This is a genomic window from Ancylobacter dichloromethanicus, from assembly GCF_018390645.1.
Lineage (GTDB): Bacteria > Pseudomonadota > Alphaproteobacteria > Rhizobiales > Xanthobacteraceae > Ancylobacter > Ancylobacter dichloromethanicus.
Window position 1 is genome coordinate 375968 of the sequence record NZ_JAHBGC010000020.1, and the last position, 11982, is coordinate 387949.

Annotated in this window: 7 protein-coding genes; 5 read left to right on the forward strand and 2 right to left on the reverse strand. The window is 69.1% G+C overall.

The window, feature by feature from the left end; genetic code table 11:
- Window positions 1-5 precede the first annotated feature (5 nt).
- Complete coding sequence (locus KHC23_RS10465; RefSeq protein WP_213372198.1) at window positions 6-1121, reverse strand: linear amide C-N hydrolase; 1116 nt, start codon at window positions 1119-1121, stop codon at window positions 6-8.
- A gap of 373 nt (window positions 1122-1494) precedes the next feature.
- Here KHC23_RS10465 and KHC23_RS24770 point away from each other — a divergent pair, with 373 nt between their 5' ends.
- The 5 genes from KHC23_RS24770 to gad all read left to right on the forward strand — a co-directional run bounded on the left by KHC23_RS24770 (window position 1495) and on the right by gad (window position 7862).
- Window positions 1495-1740 (forward strand): YtcA family lipoprotein, encoded by a 246-nt coding sequence (locus KHC23_RS24770; RefSeq protein WP_213372200.1) that lies wholly within the window; start codon window positions 1495-1497, stop codon window positions 1738-1740.
- A gap of 3 nt (window positions 1741-1743) precedes the next feature.
- Complete coding sequence (mdtN, locus tag KHC23_RS10475) at window positions 1744-2793, forward strand: multidrug transporter subunit MdtN (RefSeq protein ID WP_213372202.1); 1050 nt, start codon at window positions 1744-1746, stop codon at window positions 2791-2793.
- Complete coding sequence (locus KHC23_RS10480; protein WP_213372204.1) at window positions 2777-4657, forward strand: FUSC family protein; 1881 nt, start codon at window positions 2777-2779, stop codon at window positions 4655-4657. The genes mdtN and KHC23_RS10480 overlap by 17 nt, the downstream gene beginning before the upstream one ends.
- A gap of 5 nt (window positions 4658-4662) precedes the next feature.
- Window positions 4663-6216 carry a TolC family protein gene (locus KHC23_RS10485; protein ID WP_246544499.1) on the forward strand — a complete coding sequence of 518 codons (1554 nt, stop codon included), beginning with the start codon at window positions 4663-4665 and terminating at the stop codon, window positions 6214-6216.
- 239 nt (window positions 6217-6455) lie between these two features.
- The gene (gene gad, locus KHC23_RS10490) at window positions 6456-7862 is read left to right on the forward strand and encodes a glutamate decarboxylase (protein ID WP_213372206.1); all 1407 of its coding nucleotides are present in this window, start codon (window positions 6456-6458) and stop codon (window positions 7860-7862) included.
- A gap of 49 nt (window positions 7863-7911) precedes the next feature.
- Here the strand turns inward: gad and putA are convergent, their stop codons facing one another.
- On the reverse strand, window positions 7912-11748 hold the full coding sequence (gene putA, locus KHC23_RS10495; protein ID WP_213372208.1) for a trifunctional transcriptional regulator/proline dehydrogenase/L-glutamate gamma-semialdehyde dehydrogenase: 3837 nt from the start codon (window positions 11746-11748) through the stop codon (window positions 7912-7914).
- Window positions 11749-11982 lie beyond the last annotated feature (234 nt).

The window sequence follows — 11982 nt, forward strand, 5'->3', positions numbered from 1 at the left end:
GCGGTTTACGCCGCCTTCGCGCCTATCAGCGCTGCGGTGGCGTCGCTCGCCTCGCCATCGAGCCGGTCGACCGGCAGCACCTTCGGCTCGGCGACATCCACCAGGGCCGCAAGATCGAAGCGGGTGAAGTTCAGGCTCTTGTAGTCGCGCACGAAAAACAGCTTGCGGTCGAGGTCGGAAAGGCTGGTCCAGGAGGTGAATTCGGTCGCGTAAGGTTCCGAGGCCGGCTGGTCGAGCCCCGCCACTTCCATGTGGCTGCCGCCCTGCGCGGGATAGTCGATGCTCACCCCGCGCGGCCGGTCGAAATTGTTGAGGATGTGCGCCAGCGTGCGCATGGCGAGGTCCGGCGTCGCCGCCTTCTCGGTGAACTGGGCGTAATAGGCGGCGCGAACGAAGCGCCCGACCGAGGTGTTGGAGGCCGGCAGGCCGGCGGTGGCGATACCGGAATCCGGCTGCACCGCCTTGTAGCCGCCGAAGCTTGCCGACGACCGGTCGACATTCGAGAGGAAGGTGTAGTTGTCGAGGTTGGTGAGGTGCCAGGCGAAATTGGGGCCGTTGGTCATCACGCCCACCGGGTTGTCGTGCACGCTCATCTCGCCGTGGTCGAACTCGATCACCAGCGCCGCGCCGGTGGCGTCGTGCACCACATAATGGAACGGCGATTCGATCCCGCCGAGTATGGCGAGTGGAACGAGCACGATCGGCTGCGCATCGAGCGCGGCCTTCACCTGCGCCACCGTGGCGAACTGGCCGAGGCACCAGGTGCCGAGATCGGAGGCGGACAGCACCGCCTGCGTCATCGCCACCGAGCGCTGCTTGCCGGCCGCCGTCGGGTAGGACAGCAGGCTGAAGCTCAAACCCTGGTCATTGAGGCCCTCCAGCACCTTGAGATCGTCGATGCCGATCGGCGCCTCGGGGGTGGGAACCCGGCACGGCATGGTGACGGTCAGCATGGCGTGCCGGGCGCGGAATTCCGCCGCCGGGTGCCCCTCGACCTCCGAGCGGGTGGGGAAGCCGACGGGGAAATAGACGATCTGGTAGGGCAGGTCGATGGTGAGCTCCAGCGTGCGGCCGAAATACGCCTTCCCCTGCGCGTCGCGGTAGCTCAGCGATGTGCACATCTCGTCCTGTCCCCTTCGGTTCGGCTCGGGCCCCTCTGGCACCGGTTGCGCGCGACAGTCCTGCTGAACCGGGCCATTGGCGCCGGCGCCGCCGTCGAGCCGCGACTGTTCGAGGTTTGGTGGCATGATTCAGCAGGAGGGAAAAGGGCGAACCCTGCGTCACCCTCGTGTCCGGAGGCCGCCGGGCCGTTCGCGCGCCGTGGCGCCACCGGAATTTGATCTGCCGCCAAGCCCTTGCTACCCCTTTGTTCCAAGGCTTCCGACTCGCGGAAGACTTTGCCGGAGGCTGCCATTGACATACGGGTTCTCCGTTTCAGGTCACGTGGTCCGGCGGCTGGAGCGTCGCCCCTCATGGCGGCGGCGCGCCGCGGTCGTGACCCTCGCCATCTGGCCGCTCACCGGCTGCGTTTCCACTGGCGCGCCCGCGATTCCGCTGTTTGGCGCCTATTTTCCGTCCTGGCTGCTCGCCGCGCTGCTCGGCATAGTCGGCGCGGTGATCGTGCGGCTGCTGTTCGTCCGGATCGGCATTGACGACGCGCTGCCGGTCCGTCTCCCGGTCTATGTCTGCATCGCGGCCGCCATCGGCTTCGCGATCTCTCTCCTCGGCTTCGGAAGGTAGGCCGTGGACACGCAAGACCATCCCGGCCCCCAACGTCGACTGGCGATCGTCGTCAGCCTGCTGGCGGTACTGGCGGCGGGATTTCTGGGCTGGGAGTATATCCGCAATGCCGAACTCAACCCGCTGTCGCAGGATGCGGAACTCACCGCCGACGTGACGGCGATCTCGGCTTCCGTCCCCGGACGTATCGTCGCCATCGGCGTCCGCGAGAACGATGCCGTGCGCAAGGGCGAACTGCTGTTCGCCCTCGACCCGGCGACCTATCGTCTTCAGGTCGAGCAGGCGAAGGCCGACCTGCGGCTTGCCGAAGCCACGCTGGGCGACAAGCAGCGCACCGTCACCGCGGAACGGGCCAATGCCGTGATCGCGCAGGATCAGGTGACGCGGGCGCGGCAGAATCTCGAACTGGCGACGCAGACCCTCGGCCGGCTGGAGGCCTTGCGGCCGAAGGGCTATGTCAGCGCCCAGCAGGTGGACGATGCGGCGACCGCCAAGCGCGATGCGCAGGTGAGCCTGAGGCAGGCGATGCAGCAGGAGGCGGCGGCCGTCGCGCTGGTCAGCGATACCGCGGCGGCGGTGGCGCTGGTCGAGGCGCGCCGCGCGGCGCTGGCGATCGCCGAGCGGGCTTTGAACGACACCCAGGTGACGGCGCCGTTCGACGGCAAGGTGGTGGGGCTGGAGACGGCGGTCGGCGAATATGTGCTGCCGGGCCAGTCGATCTTCGTGCTGATCGACACCGGCGCCTGGTACGCCTCCGCCGCCTTCATCGAGACCGAGCTGGCGCGGCTGCGCGTCGGCAACTGCGCCAGCGTCTACACGCTGGCCGATCGCGAGGTGAAGATGCGCGGCCGGGTGGAGGGCATCAGCTGGGGCGTGCAGTCGACCGAGCAGATCAGCCTGCCGCGCAAGATGCCGATCGTGCCCAAGAGCCTCGACTGGGTGCGGGTGGCGCAGCGCTTCCCGGTCCGCATCCGCCTCATCGATCCCCCGTCCGACCTGATGCGCATCGGCGCGTCCGCCACCGCGATCGTGCACCATGACACGGACTGCTGAGCAGCCCTGGGCCGGCATCTTCCGGCAGGCCTGGGCCGATCTCCAGCCCTTTCCCGGCCGCTTCGCCATGACCTGGCGCGTCGCCCTGCTGTGCGCGCTCGTCTGCGGCACGGCGATGCTCTACAAGGTGCCGGAATCCGCCATCAGCTGCTACCTCATCATCTTCCTGATGCGGCCCAACGGGGCGGAGTGCGTGGCGCAGGCGATCGGCCTGACCATCCTCGTCAGCCTCATCGTCCTCCTCATGGCCCCGATCATCCAGGCGACGGCGGACCAGCCGCTGCTGCGCATCGCGCTGATCGCGGCGACCTCGTTCGCCTTTCTGTTCCTCAGCTCGGCCTCTCAGCTCGGCGAGATAGGGGCGATCATCGCGCTGGTCATCGCCTTCGTGCTGACGCTGGTGGATCAGGTGCCGGCCGGGGAGATCGTCACGCGAGGCCTGCTCTATGCCTGGCAGATGGCGGTCATGCCGATGGCGCTGATGGCCGTTTTCTGCATGGTCTTCGGTACGTCGCCCCATCGCCTGCTGCGCCGGAGCGTGTGCCGCCGTCTCGACGCCGCCGCGCAGGCGCTGTCGGGGGAGGCGCGTGCGCCGCTCCGCGTGGCATTGGAGGAGGGGCTCGCGGCGGGCGACAAGCAGGCCATGCTGGCGCGCCTGCTGCACACCGCGCCGAGCGCGGAGGTGAGGTGGCTCTCCGGCGCCGCGGCGACCGCCTATCGCCTGCTGCTGGCGGTGGCCGCGCTGCCCGCCGAAATCGGTTCCGACGCGCGAAAGGCGCTTGCCGACCAGTGTCGCTCGGCAGCGGCCCTCATTGCCGGCGGCCGGCGCCCCGAGCCTCCGCCGGCTGTGGCGATAACAGACACGGGACCGGCCGGTGTCGTCAGGGAGGCACTGGCCGGGCTGGCGCAGCCGAATGGCGGCTCCGGTGCCACAGCGGCCAAGCCGGCCTTCCTGGCCACCGACGCCTTCACCAATCCCGATCACCAGCGCTACGCGCTGAAGACGACGGCGGCGGCGATTGCCTGCTATCTGATCTATTCGCTGATCGACTGGCAGGGCATCCATACGGCGATGATCACCTGCTATGTGGCCGCGCTCGGCACCACCGGCGAGACCGTGCACAAGCTGGCGCTGCGCATCATCGGCTGCCTGATCGGCGCGTCGCTCGGTCTCGGATCGATCCTGTTCGTCATCCCGCATCTGCAATCGGTGGGAGGGCTGATGGCGCTGGTCTTCGCTGGCGTGCTGGTCGCGGCATGGGTGTCGTCGGGCAGCGAGCGCGTCTCCTATGGCGGGGTGCAGATCGGGCTCGCCTTCCTGCTCACCATCCTCGACGGCTTCGCGCCCAGCACCGACATGGATTCCGCCCGCGACCGCGTCGTCGGCATCCTGCTCGGCAATCTCGTCGTCTATCTCGTCTTCACGCAGATATGGCCGAAGAGCGCGGTGGTCGATGTGCGCGAGCGGCTCGCCCGCGCGCTGGCGGCGCTGTCGCGGCTGGCGGCGATGGACCCGCCCGCGCGCGCCGCCGGCATCGCCGACGCCGCGGCGGCGGAAACCGAACTGGCCAAGGCGCGCGAAGCGCTGGCGCTGCTGCCGTTCGAGCCGCCTCATCAGCGCCCGCCCGAGGCTCTCGTCCAGCGCCTGCGCCGGCTGGTGGAGGAAGCCCGCAGCGCGCTGCCCCCGTTGATGTTCGCGGCCAACGTGCCGGCGGAGACCTCGGCCATGTTCGCGCAGGCGGCCGAGCGGATCGGCCGGCACGAGGGAGGCAAGTCGCCCGCGGGGGCGGCGGTGCCGGCAGGCGAGGCGACCGAGCCCCTCGCCCGGCGGGCCGAGCGCATCGCCGCACTGGCGGCGGGGTAGGGGGCATGGCCGCACATCTTCGCTTCCCCCGTTCGCGGCCAGGCGCTCTCTGGCTTGTTTTGGCCGGGCTCCTGCTGCCGGGCTGCGCCACCAATGCGCTGAAGACGGCGCCGCAGAGCCATGACCAGCCCTGGGCGCCGGAGACGGCCGCCCCGGCAGGGGGCGAGGGCGCCGTGGAGACCGGCGGGGCGGCGACATCCGCCGGGGTGTTCAGCGTGCCGGCCGACCCGCAGGTGGCGCAGATGCAGCCGACGCCGGGCATCGACCCCCGCCGCGCCTACGGCCTGCCCGAACTGATCGACATCGCCCAGACTCAGAACCCGCTGACCCGCGTCGCCTGGCAGCAGGCGCGGCAGGCCGCGCTGGCGACCGGCATGGTGGAGGCGACCTATCTGCCGTTCATCTCGGCCAATGTGATCGGCGGCTGGCAGGACGTCTCCGCATCGCTTCCCGTCGCGATCGGCAGCACCAGTCAGGTGTCGAGCCGGATCGAGGGCGTGTCGCCGCAGGTGGCGCTGCAATGGCTGGTGTTCGATTTCGGCCAGCGCGACGCGCTGCACAGGACCGCGCGCCACAACGCCACTGCCGCCAATATCCTGTTCAACGGCGCGCATCAGAAGATCATCCATGACGTGACGCGCAGCTATTTCCTCTACAGCGCGGCGCGCGGCCGGGTGCGGATCGCCGAGCAGAACGCCGTCAATGCCCGCGACATCTCCGCGGCGGCGCAGGCACGCAATGACGAGGGGCGCGGCACGACGGTGGAAGTGGCGCAGGGGCGGCAACTGGTGGCCCAGGCGCAGTTCGGCCTCGTGCAGGCGCAAGGCGCCGAGCGCGACGCCTATCAGGTGCTGCTCGGCGCCATGGGCGTGTCGCCGATGACCCGGCTGAAGGTCCGCGAGGCCGGCCGCCGGGCGTTGCCGGAATCAGTCGGCGCGCCGACCGAGGCGATGATCAAGGCCGCGCTCGCCCGCCGCCCGGATGTGCTGGCCTCGTTCTCCGCGATGAAGGCGAGCCAGTCGGCTATCGGTGCGGCGCAGGCGGAATTCATGCCGAAAGTGTTTCTCGGCGCGGTGGCGGCCGGCGGCGATGCCAGCTTCAGCGCCACCGGCCTGCCGACTATCGGCCAGCAGGCCTCCGCCACCGGCGTCCTTCTGGGCGTGACGGTGCCGCTCTATGATGGCGGGCTGCGCGCGGCGCAGCTCAAGAACGCGGAATCGCTGGCGGCGGCGAGCGAGGCCACCTTCGAGACGACACGCGACACCGCGGCCCGGGAGATCGTCATCAGCGCCGAGACGCTGCGCTCGGCGCTCGCCTCCTATCGCGCGGCGACAGCGCTCGCCAGCGCCGCTGCCGTGACCTATGACGCGGCGGTCGACGCCTACACCAGCGGGGTCGGTGACATTACCGCCGCGACCGCTGCCGATAGCGGCCTGCTCACCGCCCGGCAGGCCCAGTCGGATGCCCATGCGGCCTCGCTGGTGGCGGCGGCCAACCTCGCTTTCGTGCTCGGCGCGATGACGTCGAGCGAGGTTCCGGCCGGGCTCGCCGGGCGGTGAGGGCGCCCCTTGCCGCCCCGGCGATCGCATCCTGCGGCAAGCGGGTTGCTTGATTTCAAGGCAGCGATATCGCTTACTCCACGGCAGTGGGTAGCTTTTGCGACCATCATCGCCCTGCCTGCCCGCGAAGCGGTGCCGGTATCCCGGGCAGGCCGCCGCGCCGCCGCCTTTCTCCCGGCGGTGGTGCCGACCGCCCCCGCTGTTCTCCGTCCACGTCGCATCATGAAAGGACGCCAGCCTTGACGTCAGAAAAGCCCAGCGCCGGTCTGCGCAACGATCTCCTCGACGACATCTATTCGTCGGCCGATCTGCTCGGGATGCTGCCGAAGTCCGAATTCCCACTGGTGGAGAGGGAGCCGCGCCACGTCTTCGCGGCGGTGCGCGACGAACTGATGCTGGACGGCAATTCGCGGCAGAACCTCGCCACCTTCTGCCAGACCTGGGTCGATGACGAGATTCGCGACCTGATGGACCTGTCGATCGACAAGAACATGATCGACAAGGACGAGTACCCGCAGACGGCGGAGATCGAGGCGCGTTGCGTGCGCATGATGGCCGACCTGTGGAACGCGCCGGACCCGCAAGGCACCGTCGGCTGCTCCACCGTCGGCTCGTCGGAGGCGGCGATGCTGGGTGGCCTCGCGCTGAAGTGGCAGTGGCGCAAGCGTCGCGCCAAGGAGGGCAGGCCGGCCGACCGGCCGAACATGATCTGCGGCCCGGTGCAGATCTGCTGGCATAAGTTCGCCCGCTATTTCGACGTCGAGCTGCGCGAGATCCCGCTCGAAGGCGACCGGCTGATCATGACGCCGGAGGAGGTGCTGGCGCGTGCCGACGAGAACACGATCGGCGTCGTGCCGACGCTGGGCGTCACCTTTACCTGCCAGTACGAGCCGGTGAAGGCGGTGAGCGACGCGCTGGACAAGCTGCAGGCCGAGACCGGGATCGACATCCCCATCCATGTCGACGGCGCTTCCGGCGGGTTCCTCGCGCCGTTCTGTGCGCCCGAGGTCGAATGGGATTTCCGCCTGCCACGCGTGAAGTCGATCAACACCTCCGGCCACAAATTTGGCCTCGCGCCGCTGGGCGTGGGCTGGGTGATCTGGCGCGAGGTGGCCGACCTGCCGCCGGAACTCGTCTTCGATGTGAACTATCTCGGCGGCGACATGCCGACCTTCGCGCTGAACTTCTCCCGCCCGGGCGGGCAGGTCATTGCGCAGTATTACAATTTCGTCCGACTGGGGCGCGAGGGCTACGCCAAGATCCAGAACGCCTGCTACGATACGGCGGAATATCTCGCCCGCGAGATTGCTGCGCTCGGCCCGTTCGAGCTGCTCTATGACGGCAATCGGCACGAGGGCATTCCGGCACTGTGCTGGAAGCTGAAGGACGAGAAGGGCTTTGGCGGCTACACACTCTACGATCTCGCCGACCGGCTGCGCTCGCGCGGCTGGCAGGTGCCGGCCTATTCCCTGCCGGCGGACCGGCAGGACCTGGTGATCCAGCGCATTCTGGTCCGCCACGGGGTGAGCCGCGACCTCGCCAGCCTGCTGCTCGACGATTTCCGGCGCGCGCTGGACTTCTTCGCCAAACACCCCGTCACGCATCCGCTCACCGATGACGAGGCGGGCGGGTTCAACCACAACTAGGCTTCGAGGGCCGGGCGCCCGAGCGCGCCCGGCTTCTTCGACAATCGGTTCAGCCGAGCGTCATCAGACTGGCATTGCCGCCGGCGGCGGCGGTGTTGGTGCTGGTGGAGCGCTCCAGCATCAACAGGTCGAGCGGATAGGTCTCGCCGCGCGCGATGTCGTCCGGCGCGAGCCCGTGCACCAGCACGATGGGACCTTCGCGCGCGGCGATCGCCTCGTTGAGCTGGCGCAGCGCGTCGCCGTCGCCCTCGAACAGCACGGCGTCGAAAACAGCGTCGGCATGGTTGTCGGTCAGGCTGACCCACATCTCCAGCCCGGCGGGCAGCGGCGGCAGTTGCGAGCCTTCCAGCAGCACGCGGTTGCCGGTCGCCAGTGCCGCTGCGACCTGCACGGCGAGGCCCTTCGGCGTCGACGCGAGGCACAGCACGATGCCGCGCGGGGAGAGGGCATAGAGGTTTCGCTCGCCGACCGGGCCGGGCAGTTCCTGCATATAGCCGAAGGGCGAGGCGTCGAGCACCGCGCCGCACAGGGTCCGTGTACCGGTATCGGACTGGAAGTCGACCCAGAGCCGGGCCGGGGCAGGGGCCTGCTTCGGCGGCAACAGGGCCGCCGGGCGCCGCGCCAGCAGCCGGCCGAGATAGAGCGGCCCGCCGGCCTTCGGCCCGGTGCCGGAAAGGCCATGTCCGCCAAAGGGCTGCACCCCGACCACGGCGCCGATGATGTTGCGGTTCACGTAGACATTGCCGACCTCGATGTGGGAACTGACCCGGGCGATGGTCTCGTCGATGCGGGTATGCAGCCCGAAAGTGAGGCCGTAGCCGGTGGCGTTGATCGCCTCGATCAGGCGATCGAGCTCGTCGCGGCGGTAGCGCAACACATGCAGCACCGGGCCGAACACCTCGCGCCCGATCTCGGCGATGTCGCCGATCTCGATCAGGGTCGGCGGCACGAAGGTGCCGTGGCGCGCCTCTTCCCCGAGGGCGACCCGCTCCACCCGGCATCCCGCCTCGCGCAGGCGCTCGACATGGGCCTCGATGCCGGCCTTCGCCTCAGCGGTGATGACCGGGCCGATATCGGTCGACAGAAGGACCGGATTGCCGACGCTAAGCTCCTTCAGCGCCCCGCGCAGCATCTCCAGCGTGCGGTCCGCGACGTCCTCCTGCAGGCACAGGATGCGCAGCGCCGAGCAGCGCTGGCCGGCAGAATCGAAGGCCGAGGCGAGAACATCGGCCACCACCTGCTCGGCCAGCGCCGAGGAATCGACGATCATCGCATTCTGGCCGCCGGTCTCGGCGATCAAGGGGATGACGCTGCCATCGGGATTGAGCCGATCCGCGAGCTGGCGCTGGATCAGCCGCGCCACCTCGGTGGAGCCGGTGAACATGACGCCGCGCGTGCGGGGATCCGCCACCAGCGCCGCTCCCACCTCGCCGGCGCCGGGAAGAAGCTGCACGGCGCCCGCCGGCACGCCGGCCTCGCGCAGGATTTCGACGGCGGCGAAGGCGGTCAGCGGCGTCTCCTCGGCCGGCTTGGCCAGCACGACATTGCCGGCTGCCAGCGCTGCGGCGACCTGCCCGGCGAAGATGGCGAGCGGAAAATTCCACGGGCTGATGCAGGCGACCGGCCCAAGCGGGCGATGAGTGTCGCCCGAGAATCCGTCGCGCACCTGCGCGCCGTAATAGCGCAGGAAGTCCACCGCCTCGCGCACCTCGCCGACGGCGTTGGGATAGGACTTGCCGGCCTCGCGCACGATGATGCCGATCAGCGCCGGCATGCGCGCTTCCATCAATTCGGCGGCGCGCAACAGGCCGGCGGCCCGCTCGGCCGGCGGTGTCGATTGCCAGATCGGCGCCGCGGCGTGGGCGAATTCCATGGCGCGGGCGACGGTCTGCGGCGTCGCCTCTTCGACCGTGCCGACCTGGTCGCGATGATCGGCGGGGTTGAGCACCGGGCGGGCGACGCCCTCGGCCGGGCCGTCGGCGAGCAGCGGCTTGGCCGCCAGCGGCGCAGCGCTGCCGGCCAGCAGGGCGGCGGCGAGAGAGGCGAGGCGCTGCTCGTTGGAGAGGTCCAGCCCGGCCGAATTGCGGCGCTCGTCGCCGAACAGGTCGGCCGGCGCAGCGATGCCGGGATGCGGCGCGCCCACCGGATCCATCCGCCGGGCGGCCTCGACCGGGCTCTCGATCAGTTCGTCGACCGGGACGGCGGGGTCGGCGATGCGGTTGACGAAGGAGGTGTTGGCGCCGTTCTCCAGCAGCCGCCGCACCAGATAGGCGAGCAGCGTCTCATGGGTGCCGACCGGCGCGTAGATACGGCACGGCCGGCCGAGCTTCTCGCGGCCGACCACCTCCTCGTAAAGCGGTTCGCCCATTCCATGCAGGCATTGGAATTCATATTGTCCGGCATAGTAGTTGGCGCCGGCCATTTCCATGACGGTCGAGAGCGTCTGCGCATTGTGGGTGGCGAATTGCGGGAATACGGCGTCGGGCGCCGCCAGCAGCTTGCGGGCGCAGGCGAGGAAAGCGACGTCGGTGTGGAGCTTGCGCGTATAGACCGGAAAGCCTTCCAGCCCCTCGACCTGGGCGCGCTTGATCTCGCTGTCCCAATACGCTCCCTTGACCAGCCGCACCATCAGCCGGTGGCCGGAGCGACGGGCGAGGTCGATCAGGAAATCGACCACATAGGGGCAACGCTTCTGATAGGCCTGAATGACGAAACCGATGCCGTTCCAGCCATTTAGCGCCTCATCAAAACAAAGAGATTCAAGCAGATCGAGCGAGATTTCGAGCCGGTCGGCTTCCTCGGCGTCGATATTGAGGCCGATGTCGTAGTGCCGCGCCAGCTTGGCGAGCGCTGTAACACGTGGCAACAACTCATTGATAATACGGGAATATTGCGAGCGGCTGTAGCGTGGGTGGAGCGCGGAGAGCTTGATCGAGATGCCCGGCCCTTCATAGATGCCACGCCCAGCCGAAGCCTTGCCGATGGCGTGGATGGCCTGCTCGTAATCGGCGAAATAGCGTTGCGCGTCGGCCTCGGTGGTGGCGGCCTCGCCGAGCATGTCGAAGGAATAGCGGAAGCCCTTCGCCTCCAGGCGGCGGGAATTGGCCAGCGCCTCGGAGATGGTCTGGCCGGTGACGAACTGCTCGCCCATCATCCGCATGGCGACGTCGACGCCGCGGCGGATCAGCGGCTCGCCGCCGCGTCCGATGAGGCGGGTAAGCGCGCCGGACAGCCCGGCCTCGCTCGATGTGGAGGTCAATTTGCCTGTGAGAACAAGGCCCCAGGTGGCGGCGTTGACGAACAGCGAAGGGCTGTGGCCGACATGCGCCTGCCAGTCGCCATGGCCGATCTTGTCGCGGATCAGCGCGTCGCGGGTGGCGCGGTCGGGAATGCGCAGCAGCGCCTCAGCGAGGCACATCAGCGCCACGCCCTCCTGGCTGGACAGCGAATATTCGTGGATCAGCCCCTCCACCGGCCCCTTCTGGCCCTTCTCGCGCAGGGTCTGCACCAGATGCCGGGCGCGGGCCTGCGCCGCCTCCGCCTTCGCCGGTGGCAGCGTGGCGGGGCCGAGCAGCACCGGCACGGCCTCGGTTTCCGGCAGCCGATAGGCGGAAGTGATGCGGGCGCGCAGCACGCCCTGGGGCTGGATGCCGCGGGCAAAGGACAGGAACGGGCTGTCCGCATGCACGTCGCCATCGGCGACTGCGGGGACTGCTGCCACATCAAGCTGCTGAACCGCCGAAAGTCCGCTCTCGGTGCGCTCGATTGCAGCCGTGAGGGCCTGCTTGACGAGAGCGTGCGCGGTGCAACCCTCGCGCTCGGCGGCGGCCTTAAGCCGGCCCCGCAACGCCTCGTCGATCTTCACGCCGATGGTGGTCTGAGACATGGCCGCCCGCCCCGCTATGTTCTGGAAACGTCACCCTATGGGCATCCCCATATGGCAAAGGTGTAACCTCAGGCGAGAAAAGGCGCAACCAAATCTGGCGGCACGGCGCGAGCGCATTTGAAGGTGGCACCGCATGGGCAACCCTCGGCGTTTGCGGGTTGTAACCTAAGCCGCCGCGCCGGCCGCCGCGCCTCCGATCCCGGCCCCCCACGTCTGAGGCCATGGTCACACGCA

What these genes read in the sequence shown, in the direction of transcription:
- KHC23_RS10465 (WP_213372198.1), bottom strand. Translation starts at nt 1,121, where the DNA reads ATGTGCACATCGCTGAGCTACCGCGACGCGCAGGGGAAGGCGTATTTC.
- KHC23_RS10480 (WP_213372204.1), top strand. Translation starts at nt 2,777, where the DNA reads ATGACACGGACTGCTGAGCAGCCCTGGGCCGGCATCTTCCGGCAGGCC.
- KHC23_RS10485 (WP_246544499.1), top strand. Translation starts at nt 4,663, where the DNA reads ATGGCCGCACATCTTCGCTTCCCCCGTTCGCGGCCAGGCGCTCTCTGG.
- putA (WP_213372208.1), bottom strand. Translation starts at nt 11,748, where the DNA reads ATGTCTCAGACCACCATCGGCGTGAAGATCGACGAGGCGTTGCGGGGC.